A 21,912-nucleotide genomic window follows, 5' to 3' on the forward strand; every position below is an offset into this window, starting at 1 on the left:
TTAATCTCTGGACTTTTTAATTTCTGAATCTCTTAATCTTTAAATTCTTCAATCTTTCAATTTTATTCAAATAACTCAGCTGTATCCAGTACGGAAACTTTTCCGTCTTCACATCTGATTGCTTCTCCAGGGAAGTTTTGGATCATGTGATAGTCATGGGTGGCCATTACTACAGCGGCTCCGTTTTCAAGGGCTACCTGCTTCAGAAGAGTCATAATTTCGTTGGATGTTTCCGGATCCAGGTTTCCTGTAGGTTCATCGGCCAGGATCAGGTCAGGATGGTTCAGGAGGGCTCTGGCAATAGCGATACGCTGCTGCTCACCTCCGGAAAGCTCATGCGGCATCTTATGCTTTTTACTCTTCATGTTTACACTTCCTAAAACCTCATTGATACGGTCTTCTATTTTTACTTTATCGCTCCATCCTGTTGCTTCAAGAACGAATTTCAGGTTTTTCTCAACCGTTCTGTCCGAAAGCAGCTGGAAATCCTGGAATACAATTCCTAATTTTCTTCTCAGGTTGGGAATATCTGAAGGTCTTAGTTTGGCAAGATCAAATCCTACCACAGAACCATGTCCTGATGCCAATGGAATATGTCCGTAAAGTGTTTTAAGAAGCGAACTTTTCCCGGAACCGGTTTTTCCGATAAGGTAGCAGAATCTGCCCTTTTTAATGTTCAGATTAACATCAGAAAGAACAGTGAAATTTTTTTGTGCAATTTTTGCATGCTGTAAGCTTATAATATTATCTCCGGAGATATTTGTATGCGGCATAATTCAGTTTTATCGTACTATTTCTAAAATATTTTTCAGATCTTAAAAGTAGAAAAAAGAAGCTTAAGAAACCTAAACTTTGGGAAATTTTAACAACAAAAAATGCCTGAAAAGCTACTTTTCAAGCATGATTTGTATATGATAATCCGAGATATTATCTCTTAGCGCGCGCAGCACTAACAGTTAAACTCTTTCTGCCTTTAGCTCTTCTTGCTGCCAAAACTCTTCTCCCGTTTGGCGTAGACATTCTTTCTCTGAAACCGTGTTTGTTTCTTCTTTTTCTTTCTGATGGTTGGAATGTTCTTTTACTCATTACTATATATTTAAATCGTAATTAATCTATTAATTTTCAGGTTGCAAAGATATAGAAATTTTTAAAAGTTACAAACTTTACTTATCTTTTTTTAGAAATTATTTGAAATGTTTTTTATCCTCATTCCTATAAGCTGTATCTGGAAATGAAATCCGGGGACAGAAATTATATTGAAATGATTTATTTAAAAGCTCTATCTTTGAAAACTCAAATTTAAAGAAAAATAAACACACGATGTTTACACCCGCTGAACTTTTAGCTATCAATACGCTGCTTACGCCTGAAAATAAAATAGTTATCCTTACGCACTATAATCCGGATGGTGATGCTATAGGTTCCAGTCTGGGACTGAAACATTACCTGAAAGCAAAAGGAATTTCCGCAGAAGTAATTGTACCTAATGATTTTCCGAAATTTCTGAAATGGATGCCGGAATCTAAAAAAGTGATCATCGGAGAATACAAAAGAAAGTATGCATTTGATATGATCAGTGGAGCTGATGTGATTTTCTGCCTTGATTTCAATTCTCCTTCAAGAATTGGGATTTTGGGCGACTGGCTGACGAAGTCGAGAGCTAAGAAAATCCTTATCGACCACCACCAGCAGCCTGAAGCATTCGATTTTGTTTATTCGGATACGGTAATTCCTGCCACCTCCCAGATGATTTATCATTTTATCGAAGCTTTGGAAGATGAGGCTCTGGTTAATCAGGATATTGCAGAATGTCTTTATACAGGAATTATGACGGATACAGGAGGTTTCCGTTTCCGTTCCACAAGTGCTACAACCCACAGGATTATCGCAAATTTAATAGAAAAAGGAGCAGATCCGTCTGTGATTACCTCCAATACATGGGATACCAACACGGTTTCCCGCCTTCATCTTCTTGCCCTTGTTTTGGGGAGAATAGAAGTGGTGAATGACGGAAAGGTTGCCGTATTGTCCCTGACCAGAAACGAACTGAAGGAATATGGCTTCCAGAAAGGCGATACGGAAGGTTTCGTGAATTACGGGCTGAGCATCGCAGGGGTGAAAATGGCAGCTTTCTTTATGGAAGATCTGTATGATGATTTCATTAAAATATCTTTCAGAAGTAAGGATGATGTGGATGTGAACCAGTTTTCAAGAAAATACTTTAACGGAGGCGGACACATCAATGCAGCCGGCGGAAAATCCGATGAATCCCTGGCGGACACTATTGAAACGTTTAAGAAAAGATTGACGGAAGAGGAGATTTAAGAAGGAGAAAAGGTAAAAAGGAAAGTCGTTTCTGAAATATTGGACGTGTTTATTTCAATATGAGATAACACTCTAACTCTCAAGCGTTAACTCTCTCTAGCTTTCAGACCTCCCAACCCCTTCACATACCCCTTGCTTTCAAGTTCTTCACAGGTGTAATCATATACTTCCTGAAACATGGTATCCAGGTTTTTCTTGCTGAAAAGACTGAACTTGGTCATTTTCGGAGGATCTAAAAAAATATCACAGGATTTTACTTTGGAATAGACTGATTTGGCAATGGCCAGATGGAGAATCCTGTCGAATTCCTTCATTAAGCTCATTTTATTAAGCTCGTCGTAGCTTATTGAATTCACGTGGGAAGCGATCAGGAAATCACATTTGTCGATAATCGGTTCTATGGGGAGATTGTCTAGGACGCCTCCATCTACATATATTTTTTCGCCTATCCGTACAGGAGGGAGAATGAACGGGACACTTGATGAAGCCAGCAGCGGGCTGAAAAGTTCTCCTTCAGAAAAGAAATCCACGATTCCATGAGTCATTTCCGTGGCGGTAACATAAACAGGGATTTTTAAGATCTTAAAATCATTTTCAGGAAAATGGTCGTTGAATAGTTTTAAGATAAAATTAGAGCTGAAAATTCCATTTTTGGAAAGCTTCAGGTAAGACCTCGAAAAAAAAGTGGTTGTTTTCACAATATCCATCATTTCATCCGGCGATTTTCCAAAAGAATAAAATGCTCCCACAATAGATCCTGCGCTGGTTCCGGAGATAATATGAGGTTTGAGATTATATTCTTCCAACGCTTTCAGAACAGCAATATGAGCTATTCCACGCATTCCTCCACCGGAAAGTGTAAGGCCGATAACCGGAGGTTTCTTTTTTTTGAACGAGAATAAACCCATTGACATAATTATTCCTCACTAAGATACAAGAAATTTTGATATGCGATGGATAAAACCTGTCTTAAAGGTTTTTACAGGACTAATTTTTTAGGAAGGTTATGGAGAAGCTCTGTATTGATAATTTCCGCGCAGATCACAGGTTTTTCCCAGTGTCCGTTATGTCCGCAGTCCAGGATGTAGGATTTTACATTGGTCCTGTCCGGAAGATGTTTGATCATCAGGTCTGTTTTTACCGCATTATCATGTTTTCCGGCAAGGACCAGAATTTTGGCTTCCAGATTCTCCATGATGTGTTTTTTATCTGTTCTTTCCACCATACCTTTTACGCAGGCAAGGGCTCCGAGATTATTGGTAGACAGGGCAGTTTCAAGGGCAATTTCAATTTTTCCTTCCAGAATATCTCTTTCATCAGGATTGAAAAGATTGGGAATGCCGGCTCTTACGTAGTGGGGGAATGCGTCTTTGATAATTCTGTAACTCTTAATACGCTGCTGTTTCTTTTCTTCATCATCAGGAAAATAGGTCGAGAAGAATAAAGTCAGGCTTTTAAGGGTCTGAGGGAATTTTTCCGCAAAGGCAAGCGAAGTATAGCCTCCCATGGAATGTCCCAGCAGATGTACTTTGTCCAGTTTCTCATGATCCAGAACTTTTTTCACTTCATCGGCCATGAGTTCCATGGTGTGAACTTCGGCTAGAATTTCGGACTGTCCGTGGCCGGGAAGATCTATTTTCAACAGGGAAAAATGTTCAGAAAGGTGAGGTTCCATATCGCTCCATATCGAAAGGTTTTCCATAAAGCCGTGAAGCAGCACCAAAGTTTCTTTTCCGTTTCCTTTTCTTTCAAAATTCAGCATGATCTTATCTATTTACGGTTAAATATTCCAGGAGATCTGAAATAGGTTCTATCCTCAAATTTAAATAAAAAAAAATAGGCTTTATCTAAAATGAGATGGCTTTTTGTGGTTGTTATCCAAATAGTAGTAATCCTATTAAGCGTAATTTCAACCACTAGCTTCATCAATGGCGGAGCCATCTTCTTTGCTATCCTCAGATAAAACGGTTTGGCAGATAACTTTTGCGTATAATAATTCTATATTTTTGATCTGCGAGTAGGTTTGTAATGGATTGATAGAAATATAAATGAAGGATTTAACGCAAAGTTCGATTCTGAGACTGCATATTTTAAGTAAAGCAAAGAATTCTGACTTCGTCAGTGATTAAGCGTAAATAAGACATCCGCATGTAAAATTCTAATATAAAAATATACAAAAAAAGACTGCCCTTTGAGACAGTCCTTGTAATATTATTGGGTTAATTCTGTGTAAACTTTCTTTTCCCACGGCTTTATATCGGTAATACCGTACCTTTCTTTTTTGGAAATGGCGATATTATCCAGGATGTCTACAAAATTTTTATAATTGGCTTCATCCGTAGGTTTTACAATGACAGTGAAATTTTCCGGGATCGGAGCATTTTTATAGGCTTCAGAAATGATTTTTGAGATTTTTACTCCACTGAAATCTGTTTCTTTAAGGTTCCCGGCATTGAGATCTTTCTCATTGCTCTGGTGATAAAATACCCTGTTGTCTTTTCCTAAAATAAACGTAACCTGGTTTTTTTGGTCCATAACAACGGGGCCACTTGGAGGAGTTCCTTTTGCGGGAAGTCCCAGATCCATTACGTTGGGTTTGGTAAAATTGGTAGTGAACATAAAGAAGGTGATCAGCAGGAATCCCAGATCTACCATCGGGGTCATGTCTACTCTGATTAGTTTTTTCTTTTGTTTGCCTCCTTGCTTTTCTTGTGCAATTACTTCAGCCATAATTCAAAATTTTTAAATGTTAAACGGTATTTGATAAAATGTAAAAACCCGATCGTAGTTTGGTTGAATCCATACAAAGTTTATACCTAAATTTCTTAAATAATACAAAAAAGCATAAATCAATTATAATTTAACATTTAAATAATTTGTTGCGTCTTAATTTCATAATGTTTTATGAAAGTTTAAGTGTTTTATTTTATTTCTTTATAATGAGTTTGTCCGATACAATAATTTCTCCTTTGTACTGAACCTGAATGAGATACATTCCATTGGGGATTTGGGTAATAGAGATGCTGATCTTTTCCTCATTGTATTTTTGGCTGAATACTTTTCTTCCGGACACATCAGTAATATTTACAACCGTTTCTGCGGGAAGATGATCCAGATAAAGAATATCTTTTGCCGGATTGGGATACATAACGGGCTTATTAATAAGGTGGTTTTCTGCTGTGTTTAATTGAGCGGAGCTTAATTTTACGATCCATGCATCATTGTTTCCGTGGTAACCTGTAATGTTTCCGTCTGCAGAAAAAATCATACCTGCGATTATATATCCTCCATCAGCGGTCTGCTGAATGGAATAGGCTTCATCAAAATCACTTCCACCCAATGGTTTCTGCCATTGTATGTTTCCTGTGTCATCTAATTTTAAGATCCAGCAATCGAAACTTCCATGATTTCCTGTAATATGACCGTCTAAAGAACCAGTTGCCCCGGCGACAATATATCCTCCGTCAGAAGTTTGTTGGGTAGAATAGGGGTGATCTTCACCGCTGCCCCCAAAATATCTTTGCCATACTGTATTTCCATTAGAATCTAATTTTGCCACACAATAATTAGATGTTCCAAACATTAGCGGTATTTCAGAGTTTGTAGAATTAGACATGCCGGCAACAATATATCCTCCATCTGATGTTTGTTGGATAGACTGTGCAGTATCAGCAAGATTACCCATCAATGATTTATCCCATTGTATCGTTCCTGAGGCATCTAATTTTACGATCCAAAAATCTCCGCTTCCATAAGTTATACTGATGTCTCCATTAGTAGAAGTACCTGTACCTGCCATAATATATCCTCCGTCAGAAGTCTGTTGGATTGAATTTGCTCCTTCATAAGAAGTTCCGCCCAGTGACTTCTGCCATTGCATCGTTCCCAAGGCGTCTAATTTTACAATCCAGTAATCGGAAATTCCATGATTTCCTATGACATCTCCGTTGGTAGAATAAGATTCACCGGCAATGATATAGCCGCCGTCGGTAGTTTGCCGGACACAATTGGCGTTGTCATTAGCACTTCCACCCAATGATTTTTGCCATTGCAGAGTTCCTGAAGCATCTAATTTTACGATCCAGTAATCAGAATTTCCATGATTTCCTGTCACATCTCCGTCGTTAGAATTAGATTCTCCCGCAATAATATATCCTCCGTCAGAGGTTTGCTGGATAAAATTGGCGTTGTCATTAGAACTTCCACCCAATGATTTTTGCCATTGTATCGTTCCTGAGGCATCAAGTTTTACAATCCAGTAATCAGTACCTCCATGATTTCCCGTCACATCTCCGTCGGTAGAATTAGATAATCCGGCAACAATATAACCCCCATCTGAGGTTTGCTGGACAGATTTTGCATGCTCTCCCTGGCTTCCACCCAGTGATTTCTGCCATTGTATAGCAGGGGAGGTCTGTGCCGGCAGAAAGGAATAAATGATAAGAGAAAATAAAAAAGTAAATTTAAAATATTTCATATGTAATTGTAATTGAGTGACTCAGGGTGTAATTTAACAAAAAAAATAAATTATTCTCAAATCAATTAGTAAGTGTTGATATTCTTCTAATAAGTGTACAAAAAAGCCTTACCAAAATAAATTGATAAGGCTTTATAATATTTAGATTAATCTTACTTTGCTGTTTTATAATAATTAACTCCGCACTCTAAGAATTTTTTAAAATCTTCTTTCGGCATATATCCGGATACCGGTGTGTTGATCACTTTTCCGTCCGGTGTGATCAGAACGTAATGCGGCTGGGAATTGTTGTTGAAATTCACCTGCTGGAATAAGCTCCATCGGTCGCCAATTGTTTTTACTTTCTTCACCTGTCCGTCTCCAAGATCAATTTTTGTTTTCTGATCTTCAGGAAGTTCTTCCTTATCATCTACATACAAAGATGCCAGGACTACATCATTCTGAAGGATCGGAAGGATATCCGGCTCGCTCCATACGAATTCTTCCATTTTCCGGCAGTTTTCACAACCGTATCCGGTGAAGTCGATCAGGATCGGTTTATCTTCCTTTTTAGCCAGTTCAATCGCTTTAAAGAAATCATGTTCGGGATGCATGCCCAGAATTCCGTCTTTTTCATCGTGGAAATAACTTACATTCAGTGGAGGCAGAATTCCGCTTAGTAACTGAAGTTTCGGACGCTCAGCAGGAATTAATCCCTGAATCAGGTAGATCACGAAACCTATTCCTAAAACCCCCAATATCTTTCTCGTCAAAGAGATTTTCGGTTTTTTATCATCGTGCGGAAATCTTATGATTCCGAATAAATATAAAGCCAGCCCTAAAGCGATAATGATCCAAATGGCAATGAAGAGTTCTCTTTTCAACAGGAATGTTTTGGATACCAGATCTGCTTTTGACAGGAATTTCAAAGCCAAAGCCAATTCTACGAAACCAAGAACCACTTTCACAGTATTCATCCAGCCTCCGGATTTCGGAAGACTCTTCAATGCCTGGGGGAATAGAGCCAGCAGTCCGAAAACTATAGCCCACGCCAATCCGAATCCAGCGAGTGCAAAAGTAAGCAGCATCGGAACATTGGAAGATCCCGTTACCGCACTTCCTAATAAACCTCCCAGAATTGGTCCGGTACATGAGAAAGAAACAATAACCAGCGTTAATGCCATAAAGAAAATACCGATAAGTCCGCCGGCCTCTTCTGCTTTTGAAGATTTATTGGCAATAGAGCTTGGTAATGTAATATCGTAGTATCCGAAGAAACTTCCTGCAAAGAAGATGAATATGATAAAGAAGGCTATATTCAGCCATACACTGGTAGAAATTTCATTGAAAATATTTCCGGCAATTCCATCAATAAGGTGGAACGGAAGACTTAACAGAACAAAGATCAGAAGGATGAAAAATCCGTAGATCAAAGCATCTCTTTTGCCTTTTGCTTTATTTTTGTTTCCTTTTGTAAAGAAAGAAACCGTTAACGGAATCATTGGAAACACGCAAGGAGTAAGCAGAGCGATTAAACCTCCGGCAAATCCTAAAAATAAATACGTCCAGTAGTTTTCGCTAATCTTTGTGGATGCCGTTCCGCAGTCGGTCAAAGGTTTCTGGAAATCAATCGTTGCTATTTTCAGCTGTTTCGGGTCCAGTTTTGAAGTTTCCGTTACAGCAGTTTCCCCTGTTACAGGCGCTGCAACTACAGTTTCTACCGCTTTTACAGAATCTTTTGCAGCATCGGTTTTTTCCTCCGCAGTTTCTTCAGCAGCTCCTTTCGGCGTTACTTTTTGATTGAATTCTAAAGTATTGGGAGCCAGACAAACCCTGTCGTCACAAGTCTGATACGTGATTTCTGAAACCACGTCTCCCGGTTTTGCGGGATCTTTTAATTTGAATTTCTGTTTAAAGCCCGCTGCGTTGGAATAATACACAATGGTTCCGCCAAAAGCCTCCGAGAATTCTTCATGCTTCTTACCAACCTCAGTGAATTTTCCGATCAGCTCAATATTTTTCCCTGAAACCTTGTATTCAGTAGGAATTCCTGTGTCTTCAGGAAGGTCTTTGGAATAAATATGCCAGCCGCTTTCCATGGTAGCGTTTAAGACAGCTTCGTATTGATTGTTCCCCAAATCGTTGATGGTGAACTTAAATTTTACAGGATTCTTGATCTGTGCATTAATTCCTGCCGCTAAAAAGAGCAGCACTACTAAAAACCAGTTTCTAAATTTCATTGTTCTTTTCATTAAAAATTTTGAGAATACTTTTCGTTTTCTCATCCTTTGTATATCGTCTGTCCTGCCTTAACGGAACTACTCCAAGTATGGAATTGCTGCCATCACACAGGATCCAGATTTTTTGCCTCGCTAAAATAGATAATTTTTCGTCCCTAAAAAACTTAGAAACTTTCTTTTTGCCTGAAAAACCTGCGGGATAAAACTCATCACCATCCTGCTGTTTTCTCAAACGCAGTGGAAACTGAAGTTTTGCCGGATCGAAATGCCATTCAAAGCTGTTATTGATTCCCTCAATATTTTCAATCACGTTTTCAAGGCTGATATTGACTTCATCGTTGGAAAACTCAAAATTTTCTGTCAGAACAATATCTTCTTCAATGTCTTTCCGATCATTTTTTTTGGATAAAAGTAATTCATTTCTGCTGATAATCAGTAGGTAATCATTAGAAATGAATTGGCTGCCACTTTGTGCTGAGAAGATTTTTTTAATCTCTTCTTCGTTTTTAAAGCCGTATTTTTTTAGGATTTCGAATTTTACAAAATCACTTTCTTTGTTTAGCTTTTCTTTTGATATAATTTTTTCTCCTAAGTTAAACGTCGAAATGCTGTTTTCTATCGATTCAATCTGCTTTTGGACAAAATCTTTTGTCTGATTTAAGTAATCTGAACTTTTTTTAAAGTTTTCCAGAAAATGGTCATTCGTTTCTAAAAGCCTGGGAACGATTTCGTTTCTGATTTTATTCCTTAAATAATCATTCTTTTTATTGGACAAATCTTCCCGGAAATCAATCTTGTGTTTCTCCGCATACTGATAAATTTCTTCTTTTGAAAAATGCAAAAGCGGACGGAGAATCTGATTACTTGCTGCCGGAATGCCGCTAAGCCCGTTGATTCCTGAAGCTTTGGAAAGATTGATGATGAATGTTTCCAGCTGATCATTCAGATGATGGGCGGTAACGAGAAATTCCAGCTTTTCCCGCTCCCTGATTTCCTTAAAAAAACGATAGCGGAGTTCCCTGGCCCAGAGCTGGATAGAATTTTCCGGCTTTTTATCCTTTTCCGAAACCTCATACAGATGAAACGGGATATGATTTTTCTCACAAAAGTCCTGAACCGTTTTCTGATCAAGATCCGCATCTTCTCCCCTGAGTTTATAATTGATATGGGCCACCTGATACACAATTCCCAAACCCTGAAACAGAGAGGCTAAAACCATAGAATCCGCACCTCCGCTTACCGCCAGAAGATAGGTGTGGTTTTCCGGGTTCCGGACAAGGTTTTCAAGCTGGTTTTTAAAACTAATATTTTCCAAGAGACAGGTTGGGAATTTCTTTCCTGCAAAGATAATCCATATAATTCAATTGAATTTTCCTAACTTTGATTCGTCTAAAAATGATTATTTATGAAGATTATTAAAATTTTAGCAGTTTCTGCAATGGCGCTGGGATTGACATCTTGTATCAGCAAAAAACAATACGACGCTTTAAGTTCAAACTACAAGCAGTGTATTGAAAACATTGGCGAAAGACAAAGAGAAATCCAGGATTTAAAGTCTCAAAATTCTGCATTGACAGGGGAAAATACCCTTCTGAAAAGTCAGCATGATGCTTTGAAATCATCTTTGGATGCATGTCTTTCCAATACAGGGAAAAGTTCTGCCAATATCGATAAACTGGTTGGAGAAATTAATGCTTCCAATTCTTATATCAAACAGCTGATTTCAAACAACGCTAAAAACGACAGTCTGAACATGGCACTGTCTAACAAGCTTAAAAGATCTCTTGATAATGTAGCAGACGATGATGTACAGGTGAAAGTGTTGAAAGGAGTGGTAATGATCTCGCTTTCAGATAAAATGCTGTACAAAACAGGAGACTACAATATTCTACCTGCCGCTCAGGAAGTGTTAGGAAAAGTAGCGAAAGTGATCAACGATTACGATAAATATTCTGTATTGATCGAAGGTAACACAGATAATGCTCCTTTAAGCTCTGCCAATCTGCCAAGAGACAACTGGGATCTTTCTGCATTGAGAGGTACGGCTATTGCTAAAGTGCTTCAGACACAGTTTGGAGTAGATCCGGCAAGAATTACAGCAGGTGGACGTTCCGAGTACAATCCTAAAGCAACGAACATGAGTGTTTCAGGAAGAGCAGAAAACAGAAGAACGGAAATCATCATTATGCCTAAGCTGGATGAATTCATGAAATTAATGGATATTGCTCCTAAGAAGTAATAGAAACCCATTCCTATACATAAAGAATCCCGAATTGCTTCGGGATTTTTTTGTTTGTCAGATCAGTTCTTCTTTTTTCAATAATGAAATGATCCGCTGCAAAAATGAATTGGATATTTGAGTTTTAGTTTTTTTTTGCGAAGAATCCGCTTTGCCTGTTGGCCCAGCGGTCTTCTGATTCCCTGTGTTAATTAGTTTTCCCTCTACATTCATTTCCTTTTTCTTAGTGTTTTTACCCCTTGTTCTCTGCAAATGTATAACTATACCATGAGAAAAAACACCCGTGTTTTCCCGGTATTTTCCATGGGGTTTTTCCGGTATTTGTATTTGAAAATGGTTTTTCTATTAAATAATATAAGGTATAATGTTCTGGTTAATAGAATAATGGTTATATTTGATTCCCTTCGGTGGGAAATAAAAAAGAGGCATCCGAAAATCTTTTAGAGTAGGAAAACCAAATTAAAATTATTATTATGAAAAATTTAAAAAAACTTTCAAGAGGAGAAATGAAAAATGTACAAGGTGCTGACTCAAGATGCAACCCGCAAATCATTTGCCAAAGAACCAGTGACTGCTGCCCGGGATGGGTATGTGCCACAAGGGGACGGTATTGTGTAGCGCTTTGATGAATCTTTCTACATACAACGTAGATATATAGTAAGTGAGGGGAGATTAATTTCTCTCCTTTTTTGTTAAATGTTGAGGTAAATAACTTGAGTTCGGGTTAAGACATTTTCGTTTATATAGTAAGGTCAGGAAGTGTGAAGCCTGAAGAGGGAAGTTATTGAAGTCCAAATGCAGAAATACCCCGCGGTTCTTATTAATTTTTTAATCCGCCTGAACCGATTTAAAGGTAAATGTTTAATGTCATTGTCTAATAGTAACTTCCAGCCTCTATCTTCCAGCTTCCTGACTTTTAGTCTTAACTTCTTATTCCGAACTCAGGTTAAATAAGGTGTCCCAAAGAAATTTTAAATGCTTAAATTTGTGTAAACAAAAAAAAGTATGAGTTTTTTTGAAGAAAAAAATCCTGAAATGGACAGGTACCTGGAAACCCATGCTTCTTCCGAACCTGAAATTCTGAAAAAGCTGAGGCGGGAAACCTACCAGAAAACCACACAGCCGCATATGATATCCGGATATCAGCAGGGAAGACTCCTGACGATGGTCTCCCAGATGCTGCAGCCTAAGAATGTGCTGGAAATAGGAACTTTTACAGGGTATGCCACCTTGTGCCTTACTTCAGGTTTAACCAAAGACGGAAAAATCACTACACTGGACGTGAATGAAGATCTTGCCTATCTGCCTAAAAAATATTTTGAAGAAAGTGAATATGCCGCACAGATTGATTTTAAACTTCAGGATGCCAAAGAATTTTTGAAGGAAACAGACGAGATTTTCGATCTGGTTTTTATAGATGCGGACAAGGAAAATTATGCAGAATATTTCAGGCTGATCAAACCAAGAACAAAATCCGGTTCCGTAGTGATGTTTGACAATGTTTTATGGTACGGAAAAGTATTGGAAGAAAATCCTAAGCAGAAATCCACACAAGTCATCAAAGAACTGAATGATTTAGCCGCAAAAGATGATGATTTTGAAAATCTTATTTTACCTTTGCGTGATGGAGTGAACTTCCTTCGCAGGAAGTAATTAAAATATTTAAAGATTAAAATATTAAAAGATTTTACGGACTGTAATTTTTTAATCTTTAAATTATTTAATCTTTTAATCTTAATACATGAATAAAGGAATTTGTAACGTTACAGTAGCACCGGTCCGCGCAGAGAATTCTGACAAGGCGGAAATTGTTACGGAAATGTTGTTTGGAGAAAGTGCAGATATTTTGGAAGTGAATAAAAACTGGACCAGAATAAAAATGCATTATGACGGCTATGAAGGATGGATAGACACCAAACAGCTAAGGCTTGTATCAGAAGAAGATCTGGCCAAAAGAAAAGTTACCGTAGTGACCGAAGATTTCTCTTCAGTGCTGATGAAGGATGGGAAAACTTTGCTTTCCATAGGTTCTGAGGTAGAATTTCCTGTCGTGGCCTCAAGAAGAAGCCATGATCTTCGTGAGAGCATTGCTTTGGCCGCTAAAGAATTCCTTAATGTCCCTTATTTGTGGGGCGGCAAAAGTTTTTTTGCAGTAGACTGCTCAGGTTTTACACAGCTGGTGTATAAAATTCATGATATTAAATTGCCGAGAGATACTTATCAGCAGGCAGAAGTAGGTGAGCCCCTGACTTTCGTTGAAGAAAGCCAGCCGGGAGATTTAGCTTTCTTTGAAAATCCTGAAGGAAAAATTATTCACGTAGGAATTATGCTGGATAACCAGAGAATCATTCATGCTTCAGGGAAAGTGAGAATTGATATTCTTGATTCCACGGGGATTTTTAACAAAGAAATGAATAAACATACCCATAAACTCAGAGTGATTAAAAATCTGCTCTAATCATAAATACAGTCTGAATGGAGAATATTTTATTTTTAATCTTTGATATTTTTAATTTCGGACTGCTTGTTTTTTTCTGGTGGTTTACTGTGAAACACTATAAAACACTGCCTGCAAGAATTCCTGTCCATTTCGATTTTGATGGGAAAGCAGACAATTTCGGCAGTAAACTCTATTCTTTTATCACGCCGGTTCTGGGAACTGTTTTATATTTTTTCTTCGTGTATGCTTTGAGACACCCCGAAACCGCCAATTTTCCTGTAGAAATTACAGAGCAGAACAGAAATGCGCAGTTCCTGATCATGGAAACCTTTTTAAGGTGGCTGTTCGTACTGGTTATGCTTATCTTTATGAACGGTCAGGATTATATGTTCAGGTATTCCTTTGATGATACGGTGAAGCCCAGAGTTCCTTTGTCTACAGCTATCTTGTCTCTGATTGGAAGCCTGATGGTGGTTTTTATTTTAGTAGGCCTGTTCAAATGATACAATCAAAAAATAATTAAATGTCTTTCCTATACAGCATATTCGTCAGCCTTCTCATTTTCGGAATGAAAGTTTTTTCTTTGTTTAATGATAAAACTAAAAAAGGCGTTGAAGGAAGAAAACAATCTTTAGAGAAAGTAAAAGCAGCATTTTCGCCATCAGACAGAGTGATCTGGATGCATGCAGCCAGCCTTGGTGAATACGAGCAGGGTCTTCCTGTTTTGGAAAAGCTGAAAGAGAAATTTCCGGGACATAAAATCCTTGTTACTTTCTTTTCACCTTCCGGCTACGAAAATGTGGTGAAAAAGAAACATATTGCTGATGTCATCTGCTACCTTCCTTTCGATAAAAAAAATACGGTAAAAGAATTTGCTGCCCAGTTTAAAACGGAACTGTTTTTTACGGTTAAATATGATTACTGGTATCATTTGCTGGCTGAGCTTAAAGAACAGGGCGCTAAAATTTATGTGATCTCGGCTTTGTTTTATGAAAGACAGGCATTTTTTACTTCCTACGGAAAATGGATGGTGAAGCAGCTTAAAAAAAATGTAGACTGGTTTTTCCATCAAACGGAATTCTCTTTTGCACTGGCTAAAAGTATCGGGCTGATCAATTCTTCAGTAACCGGAGATACCAGATTTGACCGGGTAAAACAGCTGAGAACAAGAAATAATCATGTTGAATTCATTTCAGATTTTATAGGAGATCATCAGACCGTAGTTTTCGGAAGTTCATGGCAGGCGGAAGAAAAGATTGCCGCCGCTATTTATAGTATGAATCCTGACTTAAGACTGATCATAGCACCTCATGACTTAAAAAGAGTGGCACATCTTAAACAGACATTCCCGGATGCCTTATTGTACAGTGAAATTCAAAATACTCAGTTTTCAACACAGAATCCTCGGCTTCTTATCATTGACAGCATCGGTTTATTATCAAAATTATATTCGTATGCAGATGTGGCTGTTGTAGGCGGAGGCTTTCATGATGCGGGACTGCATAATATTCTGGAGGCAGCTACATTCGGCGTACCTGTCATATTTGGAAACCATTACAGAAAAAATCCTGAAGCTGATGGACTGATTGAAGCCAACGGAGGAAAATCTTTTACAGAAGAATATGCTGCTGCAGACTTTGTTCTGTTCCTTCTTAATAATGAAGAGGAACTCAAAGAAATGTCGGATAATGCTGAAAAATTTGTCAGTGAAAAACCTGATGCGACTCAACTGATTCTTCAGAAAATATCTTGAGTTTTAGAGTTGCGGGATTCGGGTTCGGAGTTACGGGGTTTTAGAGTTGCTGGTTATTAGTTGCTGGATGCGAGATACGTGTTGAAAAAGTGTGTAAATCCGAAAGTATTTAATGAACGGTAAACACTTGGTGACTGAAGTTCCCGAAGTCACCATTCTTGCATGGCAAAATTCACATTTCACTTGTACAGCAAAATTGACGATTGACATTTCCCAATCCTGGTCTTAACCCAAAAAAGTCTCGTGTCTGATGTCTGAAATCTGATGTCTTTCTCCCTCAGATTACCTCAAAAATCCCTGGCTTTTAGTATCTTTTATAATCTGTTCGATAGTTTCAGGAATATGGTCAGCCTGAAGCCAGTTAAAATCAAGGCCGTTATTGATGCAGAGTTTCTGTAGATAATGATTTTCAAGTATTTTAATGCGGACTTCTTCTAATATTTCATCGATTTCCATCCAGTAATCCTCGTCCAGCTTTCTCGTTAGTGCAAGGGCTTTGAATACTTTGTTGATCATATAAATATAAAGCTTGTACACATTATCGAATCTTTGTCTGCTGAGGTCTTCATTGTGATCTAAAATTCTGTTGACCAGCAGAAGATTGAGCGAAACTTCCCCGAATTTGTCGGTGGTTATCTTGACATGTTCTGTAATGTCTGCACTGACAGTACGAACGGTACTCATGAAATATTTGGCATTTCCGATATACTTTGAAGCCAGAAGAATTTTTTCTGCAACGTGTTCTTCCATGGCATTCCGCTTATCATCGGTAGTTTCCTGATCGATCAGCTCGAAATACAGTTTTTTTGACAAAAGCTTATCCTTTTTCAGAAGCCTGAAAATAAGACGGTCTTTTTCAATGTTGGAAAAGGCACTTAATGCTGCTTTAAATTCTTTTGAATACTCCATTAATTAAAAATTTTAGAATATTTCAGAAAACCGTTTATGGCCCAGTTGGCTGTATAATAAAGAGATTTTACCGTAGAAAACCCCATAAAGTCTTTGTAAACCAGGTACTGATCTTTGATGATATTCTTTTTCTTTCTGGAAACACTGTTTTCACGCATTCTGTACTTGGCGAGTGTCTTGTTGATAGGCATTCCCTCTGGTATTACCTTTAAAAGATTCAGCCACATCACATGATCCTCACGCTTGCTTTTTACAGGGAATAAAAATTTTCCAACCCTTTTGGTATCGTACATGGTGGAAACCGGAGCCAGGCGGCAGGTCTTCAGAAGGTTTGAGAAGGTGACGACTTTGTCAGCCAGGAAATCCTTTAAAACAGGCTGTAGCTGTTCATTACATCTGGAATAGTTGCAATACACCAGCTCTGCATGATGCTCCTCCATATAATCTGTCATGGTTTCCAGGTATTCAGGATACCAGAAGTCATCCGAATCCAGAAATGCGATGTATCTTCCCTGAGCTCTTTCAAGGCTGTTGTTCCGGGCATTTCCTGCACCGCCGTTCTTTTCCAGAACCTGCAGTTTTATCCTGGGGTCATTATACCTTCTTATAATTTCTACCGTATTGTCTTTGGAAAGGTCATCCGTGATCAGCCATTCCCAGTTTTCATAGGTTTGGTTTAAAACAGACTGTATCGTTTCTTCGATAAATTCAGCAGAATTGTAACAGGGAGTGATGATGGAGACTAAGTCTTTCATGTGTGTTTTTACTGGGGTAAAATTATAAAAATTTTTTCTCATAAAGATGCCAGGATGCAATTCCTACGCCTATAACCACCAGCATGCATATAAAACTCATGAAAAAAGGATTGAAATTGGCAAACAGCCCAAGTGTGGCAAATACCCTGATGATAGGGAAGTGGAATATATAAATACCGTAAGTGAAATCTCCGTATTTACCGAAATTATTCAGGAATTTAAATGAATAGGCGATATACAGTACGATAATACTGATCATGATAGGCGAAAATAATTTGATATGCAGAATCAGATCAATCCAGACGGTAATGATGGCAATGATGAAGAGTGTATTTTTATATTTGATAAACTGGTCAAAATAAAAATAACCCAGCATTCCACCGATGAAATAGCATAGTGAACCAGGAAGCTGTTTGGAAATAGAAATTTTTCCGGCCATTTCAAAATAATTAAGGAATATCAGAGAAAGAAAATACAGAATAATAAGGCTGAGATTCCTGTATTTATTATTTTTTCCAAATAATAAGAAGATTAGCGGAACTGCAAAATAAAAGCACATCTCAATTTTAAGGGTCCATAAGGCACCATTCACTGCTTCGTTTCCGAATACTCCGGGAAGGGAGGGGGCCATGAAGTTCATGAAGATGGAATTCCAGAATAAATATTTATAAACCTGTGCATTTCCAAAATAATCGGAAAAAGAAAGCGTACTTACCAGACTCAGAAGTACAGCACAGAGCAATACAACCAGTAAATACGCGGGAACAATCCTGTTGATCCTTTTCTTAATATAGCTTTTCAGGCTGGAAGATCTTTCGTAGCTCCTTGCAATAAGGAACCCGCTGACAATGAAAAACGAAAAAACAGCAATTTCTACGGGACTATTAGATAAAAATTCAAGCTGGCTAGAGTCACTTAAGGCTCCCAGGTGTCCTACAAAGACAATGAAAGCGAGGAGAACACGGATGAAGTCAAAATTGTTTTTCGTTATACTCTGCATTTTTGTTTTTCTTTCTGCAAAAATAGTTTTTTTAATAAAATTGGAAGCGTGGAAGAGATTCAATATTTGTTAAATAAAGGTTATTTTAAGGGTTCCTGCTTTAAAATTTTCAGAAATATAGATTATCAAAATAATTTTTCACAAAAAATAGTGTTATAAATCAAAAAAATTATAATTTTAGCCCTTGAAAATTTTATTTATGAAGAAATTAGCATTACTATTTGCAGGTTTATCATTATTTGTAGCTACAGGATGTAATGATGATGGCGATACTACCATGGAATATCCCCTTGTAGGTGTCTGGCAGCCGCTGAAAGAAGTGGTTACCACCGTAGAAGTGGGGGAAGATCCGGTTTCAGATCTTATCACCTATACCGATTGTGAGAAAGAGGGAAGATGGAGATTCAATACCGAAGCGAGCGGAAAAAGAACCAAAAACGGTGTGATCGGGACCGCGCCGGATTGTATTATCGTATCAGATCAGAATTTTACCTACACGTATGATAAAAGTGCAAAAACGGTAGTGCTCAAATTTCAGGGCATTGTAGAGCCTGTCAATGGTAAAGTCGTTACCCTCGATGAGACAACCTTGAACCTTGCGATAAGAGAAGAGACTCAGGATCCGACTGTATATAAAACAAGAACATTTACCATGAGGAGAATTCCTCAATAAATTTTACAGTATATTCCTTAAATACAGATCTCATCTCCGGATGGGATTTTTTTGTTGAAGGGAGTATTCTTTAATTAATTAAAATTAAAATTTCCATTTCTTTTAAAATCATTATTTTTGTGAAAATTAGAGTGGAAGTTGAAAAATCCAACATCTAATATCTAACATCTAATATCTATAATAAAGTGTTTTACGATCATCAGCAGATAGAAAAAAAGTGGCAGAAGTACTGGGAGGACAATCAGACCTACAAAACCTCCAATAACACAGACAAACCTAAATTTTATGTTCTCGATATGTTTCCGTACCCATCCGGAGCAGGGCTTCACGTGGGGCACCCGCTGGGGTATATTGCATCCGATATCTATGCAAGATATAAAAGACATCAGGGTTTCAATGTCCTTCACCCGGTAGGGTATGACAGCTTCGGGCTTCCTGCTGAACAGTACGCGATTCAGACGGGGCAGCATCCGGCAGTGACTACCGAGGAGAATATCAACAGGTATGAAGAGCAGCTGAAAAAGATCGGTTTTTCATTCGACTGGAGCAGAGAGGTGAGAACTTCTGATGCATCCTATTATAAATGGACGCAGTGGATCTTTATCGAACTGTATCATTCATGGTATAATAAAAATACCGATAAGGCAGAATCTATCCAGACCTTGATTCAGCATTTTGAAGAAAAGGGAACAGAAGGATTGAATGCCAATCAAAACGACGAATTGAGTTTCACAGCTGAAGAATGGAAAAATGCTTCAGACATTGATAAAGAAGATATCTTATTAAATTACCGTTTGGCTTACCGGGCAGAAACTACCGTAAACTGGTGTCCTGCTTTGGGAACAGTATTGGCCAATGATGAGGTAAAAGACGGAAAATCTGAAAGAGGAGGATTCCCGGTATTCCAAAAGAAAATGATGCAGTGGAGCATGAGAATTTCTGCTTACTCCGAAAGATTATTGCAGGGATTGAATACACTGGATTGGCCGCAGCCTCTTAAAGATGCCCAGGAATACTGGATCGGAAAATCCCAGGGAGCTCAGGTTCAGTTCCAGGTAGAAGGTCATGACGAGATCGTTGAGGTTTTTACCACAAGACCTGACACAATTTTCGGGGCAACATTTATGGTGCTGGCTCCTGAAAATCCTTTAGTGGAAGCTATTACTACAGAAGCTCAGAAAGTGGAAGTAGATACTTATATAGAAGAAACTTCCAAAAAAACCGAAAGAGACCGAATGGCTGACGTGAAAAACGTGAGCGGTGCTTTTACGGGAAGTTATGCTGTTAATCCTTTCAGCGGTGAAAAAATGCCAATCTATATTTCAGATTACGTATTGATGGGCTATGGAACAGGAGCTGTAATGGCCGTTCCTGCACATGACGAGAGAGATCACAGATTTGCAAAGAAATTTAATCTGACGATTAAAAAGGTAGTAGATACCGATGAAGATGTTCAGGAAAAATCTTTCGACTCTAAAGATTCAGTTTGCGTGAACTCTGATTTCTTAAACGGATTGAATTATAATGATGCCAAATCCAAAATAATTGCGGAAATAGAAAACAAAGGAATTGGCCACGGAACCACGAACTACAGACAGCGTGATGCTATTTTCTCAAGACAGCGTTACTGGGGCGAGCCCGTTCCTATATATTATAAGGAAGGAATGCCTTATACACTTCCGGTTTCTGCTTTACCGCTTGAACTTCCTGAAGTTGAAAAATATTTACCGACGGAAGACGGAGATCCGCCACTAGGAAATGCAAAAGTATTTGCATGGGACGAAGAAAATCAGAAAGTAGTTTCTACAGATCTTATTGATGATAAAACCATTTTCCCGTTAGAATTGTCTACCATGCCGGGCTGGGCAGGAAGCTCATGGTATTTCCTCAGATATATGGATCCGAATGATCAGGAAGTTTTTGTTAAAAAAGAACTGGCAGATTACTGGGGACAGGTAGATCTATACATCGGAGGAAGCGAGCACGCAACCGGTCACTTATTATATTCCCGTTTCTGGAACATGTTCTTAAAAGACAGAGCCTATATTACCCATGATGAACCTTTCCAAAAGTTGATTAACCAAGGAATGATTTTGGGGATGAGTGCATTTGTGTACAGAATTGATGGAACCAATCAATATGTGTCTAAAAATCTTGCTAAAGATCATCAGACGCAAAAAATTCACGTTGACGTTTCCTTATTAAAAGGAACCTCTGACGAATTGGATACCGAAGCCTTCAAAGCCTGGAGACCGGACTATGCTGAGGCAGAATTTATTTTAGAGGACGGAAAATACATCACCGACCGTGAAGTAGAGAAAATGTCCAAGTCTAAATACAATGTCGTAAATCCTGATGATATCTGTGAAGAGTACGGAGCAGACGGATTAAGATTATATGAAATGTTCTTAGGTCCATTGGAGCAGTCCAAGCCTTGGAACACACAAGGATTAAGCGGAGTGTACGGTTTCCTTAAGAAATTCTGGAACCTGTATTTCAACGGAGATACTTTTGAAGTGTCTGACGAAGAACCTACAAAAGCAGAATACAAAGTTTTGCATACCTTAATAAAGAAGGTGGTTTATGACATTGAGAATTTCTCATTCAATACCTCCGTATCTTCATTTATGATCGCTGTAAACGAGCTTCAAAAAATAAAATGCAACAAACGCAATATTTTAGAACCATTAGCCGTTATCATCTCTCCATATGCGCCACACATCTGTGAAGAGCTTTGGAGCCTGCTAGGGCATAAGGAATCCGTTGAATTCGAGAAATTCCCTGTATTGAACGAGGAATATCTGGTAGAAGACGAAATAGAATATCCGGTAAGTGTAAACGGTAAAATGAAGTTCAAAATCTCACTTTCCGCTCAGTTATCAGCCAAGGAAGTGGAGGATTTGGTGATTTCGGATGAAAAAATGCAACCGATTTTGGAAGGCAAAACACCTAAAAAAATCATCGTTGTTCATCACCGTATTGTGAATATCGTAATTTAAAAAAAAGTTAACATTGGCAAATTAAAAAAAATGAGGGTCTTATTTTTTTAAATTTCTAACTTAAACGTTAAAATTGGGAAAAATAAATAAAATATTTAAAAAAAATTATTATATCGAAATCGT

20 protein-coding genes are annotated in these 21,912 nt (G+C 38.1%); 9 read left to right on the plus strand and 11 right to left on the minus strand.

Features of this window, described 5'->3' with window-relative positions:
- Window positions 1-62: 62 nt before the first annotated feature.
- The gene (locus JET18_RS00405; protein WP_202088346.1) at window positions 63-773 is read right to left on the minus strand and encodes a cell division ATP-binding protein FtsE; all 711 of its coding nucleotides are present in this window, start codon (window positions 771-773) and stop codon (window positions 63-65) included.
- A gap of 154 nt (window positions 774-927) precedes the next feature.
- Entirely contained in the window at window positions 928-1,086 is a 159-nt protein-coding gene (rpmH, locus tag JET18_RS00410; RefSeq protein ID WP_039365072.1) for a 50S ribosomal protein L34, read from the minus strand.
- A 234-nt stretch (window positions 1,087-1,320) separates the two neighbouring features.
- Here rpmH and JET18_RS00415 point away from each other — a divergent pair, with 234 nt between their 5' ends.
- The gene (locus JET18_RS00415) at window positions 1,321-2,325 is read left to right on the plus strand and encodes a DHH family phosphoesterase (RefSeq protein ID WP_202088347.1); all 1,005 of its coding nucleotides are present in this window, start codon (window positions 1,321-1,323) and stop codon (window positions 2,323-2,325) included.
- Between the two features lie 86 nt (window positions 2,326-2,411).
- Here JET18_RS00415 and JET18_RS00420 read toward each other — a convergent pair whose 3' ends face one another.
- The 6 genes from JET18_RS00420 to tilS form a co-directional block, all read right to left on the minus strand.
- Window positions 2,412-3,239, minus strand: a complete 828-nt coding sequence (locus tag JET18_RS00420) for a patatin-like phospholipase family protein (RefSeq protein WP_228728461.1) — start codon at window positions 3,237-3,239, stop codon at window positions 2,412-2,414.
- Between the two features lie 65 nt (window positions 3,240-3,304).
- The gene (locus JET18_RS00425) at window positions 3,305-4,087 is read right to left on the minus strand and encodes an alpha/beta fold hydrolase (protein WP_202088348.1); all 783 of its coding nucleotides are present in this window, start codon (window positions 4,085-4,087) and stop codon (window positions 3,305-3,307) included.
- 449 nt (window positions 4,088-4,536) lie between these two features.
- On the minus strand, window positions 4,537-5,055 hold the full coding sequence (locus JET18_RS00430; RefSeq protein ID WP_202088350.1) for a biopolymer transporter ExbD: 519 nt from the start codon (window positions 5,053-5,055) through the stop codon (window positions 4,537-4,539).
- 196 nt (window positions 5,056-5,251) lie between these two features.
- Window positions 5,252-6,802 (minus strand): T9SS type A sorting domain-containing protein, encoded by a 1,551-nt coding sequence (locus tag JET18_RS00435; RefSeq protein WP_202088351.1) that lies wholly within the window; start codon window positions 6,800-6,802, stop codon window positions 5,252-5,254.
- 152 nt (window positions 6,803-6,954) lie between these two features.
- Entirely contained in the window at window positions 6,955-9,021 is a 2,067-nt protein-coding gene (locus tag JET18_RS00440; protein WP_202090657.1) for a protein-disulfide reductase DsbD family protein, read from the minus strand.
- On the minus strand, window positions 9,011-10,336 hold the full coding sequence (gene tilS, locus JET18_RS00445; RefSeq protein WP_202088352.1) for a tRNA lysidine(34) synthetase TilS: 1,326 nt from the start codon (window positions 10,334-10,336) through the stop codon (window positions 9,011-9,013). Before tilS ends, JET18_RS00440 begins: the two co-directional genes overlap by 11 nt.
- A 90-nt stretch (window positions 10,337-10,426) precedes the next feature.
- On the opposite strand from tilS, the gene JET18_RS00450 reads away from it, so the two are divergent.
- The 6 genes from JET18_RS00450 (at window position 10,427) to JET18_RS00475 (ending at window position 15,453) form a co-directional block, all read left to right on the plus strand.
- Window positions 10,427-11,260: an OmpA family protein gene (locus JET18_RS00450; RefSeq protein ID WP_202088354.1), complete on the plus strand. Its 834-nt coding sequence runs from the start codon at window positions 10,427-10,429 to the stop codon at window positions 11,258-11,260.
- A gap of 473 nt (window positions 11,261-11,733) precedes the next feature.
- Complete coding sequence (locus tag JET18_RS00455) at window positions 11,734-11,886, plus strand: CCPGW family putative bacteriocin (protein WP_202088356.1); 153 nt, start codon at window positions 11,734-11,736, stop codon at window positions 11,884-11,886.
- Window positions 11,887-12,265: 379 nt separating this feature from the next.
- Window positions 12,266-12,913, plus strand: a complete 648-nt coding sequence (locus JET18_RS00460) for an O-methyltransferase (RefSeq protein ID WP_202088357.1) — start codon at window positions 12,266-12,268, stop codon at window positions 12,911-12,913.
- A gap of 88 nt (window positions 12,914-13,001) precedes the next feature.
- Window positions 13,002-13,718: a C40 family peptidase gene (locus JET18_RS00465; protein WP_202088358.1), complete on the plus strand. Its 717-nt coding sequence runs from the start codon at window positions 13,002-13,004 to the stop codon at window positions 13,716-13,718.
- A 17-nt stretch (window positions 13,719-13,735) separates the two neighbouring features.
- Entirely contained in the window at window positions 13,736-14,203 is a 468-nt protein-coding gene (locus JET18_RS00470; RefSeq protein WP_202088359.1) for a DUF1648 domain-containing protein, read from the plus strand.
- Between the two features lie 20 nt (window positions 14,204-14,223).
- Window positions 14,224-15,453, plus strand: coding sequence for a 3-deoxy-D-manno-octulosonic acid transferase (locus JET18_RS00475; protein ID WP_202088360.1), 1,230 nt, complete (start codon window positions 14,224-14,226; stop codon window positions 15,451-15,453).
- A gap of 282 nt (window positions 15,454-15,735) precedes the next feature.
- On the opposite strand, the gene JET18_RS00480 is transcribed toward JET18_RS00475, so the two are convergent.
- The 3 genes from JET18_RS00480 to JET18_RS00490 are packed head-to-tail and all read right to left on the minus strand — an operon-like array spanning window position 15,736 to window position 18,117.
- Entirely contained in the window at window positions 15,736-16,362 is a 627-nt protein-coding gene (locus tag JET18_RS00480; RefSeq protein ID WP_202088361.1) for a deoxyuridine 5'-triphosphate nucleotidohydrolase, read from the minus strand.
- Window positions 16,362-17,117, minus strand: a complete 756-nt coding sequence (locus JET18_RS00485) for a glycosyltransferase family 2 protein (protein ID WP_202088362.1) — start codon at window positions 17,115-17,117, stop codon at window positions 16,362-16,364. Before JET18_RS00485 ends, JET18_RS00480 begins: the two co-directional genes overlap by 1 nt.
- Window positions 17,118-17,139: 22 nt before the next feature.
- Entirely contained in the window at window positions 17,140-18,117 is a 978-nt protein-coding gene (locus JET18_RS00490) for an acyltransferase family protein (RefSeq protein ID WP_202088363.1), read from the minus strand.
- A 199-nt stretch (window positions 18,118-18,316) separates the two neighbouring features.
- Here JET18_RS00490 and JET18_RS00495 point away from each other — a divergent pair, with 199 nt between their 5' ends.
- Both JET18_RS00495 and leuS read left to right on the plus strand, forming a co-directional pair.
- On the plus strand, window positions 18,317-18,790 hold the full coding sequence (locus tag JET18_RS00495; RefSeq protein ID WP_202088365.1) for a lipocalin-like domain-containing protein: 474 nt from the start codon (window positions 18,317-18,319) through the stop codon (window positions 18,788-18,790).
- Between the two features lie 185 nt (window positions 18,791-18,975).
- Window positions 18,976-21,789, plus strand: coding sequence for a leucine--tRNA ligase (gene leuS, locus JET18_RS00500; RefSeq protein WP_202088367.1), 2,814 nt, complete (start codon window positions 18,976-18,978; stop codon window positions 21,787-21,789).
- Window positions 21,790-21,912: the final 123 nt, after the last annotated feature.

The sequence above is a fragment of the Chryseobacterium endalhagicum genome (assembly GCF_016745235.1).
Classification (GTDB): Bacteria; Bacteroidota; Bacteroidia; order Flavobacteriales; family Weeksellaceae; genus Chryseobacterium; species Chryseobacterium endalhagicum.

Coding starts and splice junctions, on each gene's coding strand:
- JET18_RS00420 (WP_228728461.1), bottom strand. CDS start 3,239: ATGTCAATGGGTTTATTCTCGTTCAAAAAAAAGAAACCTCCGGTTATC.
- JET18_RS00415 (WP_202088347.1), top strand. CDS start 1,321: ATGTTTACACCCGCTGAACTTTTAGCTATCAATACGCTGCTTACGCCT.
- rpmH (WP_039365072.1), bottom strand. CDS start 1,086: ATGAGTAAAAGAACATTCCAACCATCAGAAAGAAAAAGAAGAAACAAA.
- JET18_RS00425 (WP_202088348.1), bottom strand. CDS start 4,087: ATGCTGAATTTTGAAAGAAAAGGAAACGGAAAAGAAACTTTGGTGCTG.
- JET18_RS00495 (WP_202088365.1), top strand. CDS start 18,317: ATGAAGAAATTAGCATTACTATTTGCAGGTTTATCATTATTTGTAGCT.
- JET18_RS00430 (WP_202088350.1), bottom strand. CDS start 5,055: ATGGCTGAAGTAATTGCACAAGAAAAGCAAGGAGGCAAACAAAAGAAA.
- JET18_RS00455 (WP_202088356.1), top strand. CDS start 11,734: ATGAAAAATTTAAAAAAACTTTCAAGAGGAGAAATGAAAAATGTACAA.
- JET18_RS00465 (WP_202088358.1), top strand. CDS start 13,002: ATGAATAAAGGAATTTGTAACGTTACAGTAGCACCGGTCCGCGCAGAG.
- JET18_RS00485 (WP_202088362.1), bottom strand. CDS start 17,117: ATGAAAGACTTAGTCTCCATCATCACTCCCTGTTACAATTCTGCTGAA.
- JET18_RS00490 (WP_202088363.1), bottom strand. CDS start 18,117: ATGCAGAGTATAACGAAAAACAATTTTGACTTCATCCGTGTTCTCCTC.
- JET18_RS00440 (WP_202090657.1), bottom strand. CDS start 9,021: ATGAAATTTAGAAACTGGTTTTTAGTAGTGCTGCTCTTTTTAGCGGCA.
- JET18_RS00480 (WP_202088361.1), bottom strand. CDS start 16,362: ATGGAGTATTCAAAAGAATTTAAAGCAGCATTAAGTGCCTTTTCCAAC.
- JET18_RS00435 (WP_202088351.1), bottom strand. CDS start 6,802: ATGAAATATTTTAAATTTACTTTTTTATTTTCTCTTATCATTTATTCC.
- JET18_RS00450 (WP_202088354.1), top strand. CDS start 10,427: ATGAAGATTATTAAAATTTTAGCAGTTTCTGCAATGGCGCTGGGATTG.
- JET18_RS00405 (WP_202088346.1), bottom strand. CDS start 773: ATGCCGCATACAAATATCTCCGGAGATAATATTATAAGCTTACAGCAT.
- JET18_RS00475 (WP_202088360.1), top strand. CDS start 14,224: ATGTCTTTCCTATACAGCATATTCGTCAGCCTTCTCATTTTCGGAATG.
- JET18_RS00460 (WP_202088357.1), top strand. CDS start 12,266: ATGAGTTTTTTTGAAGAAAAAAATCCTGAAATGGACAGGTACCTGGAA.
- JET18_RS00470 (WP_202088359.1), top strand. CDS start 13,736: ATGGAGAATATTTTATTTTTAATCTTTGATATTTTTAATTTCGGACTG.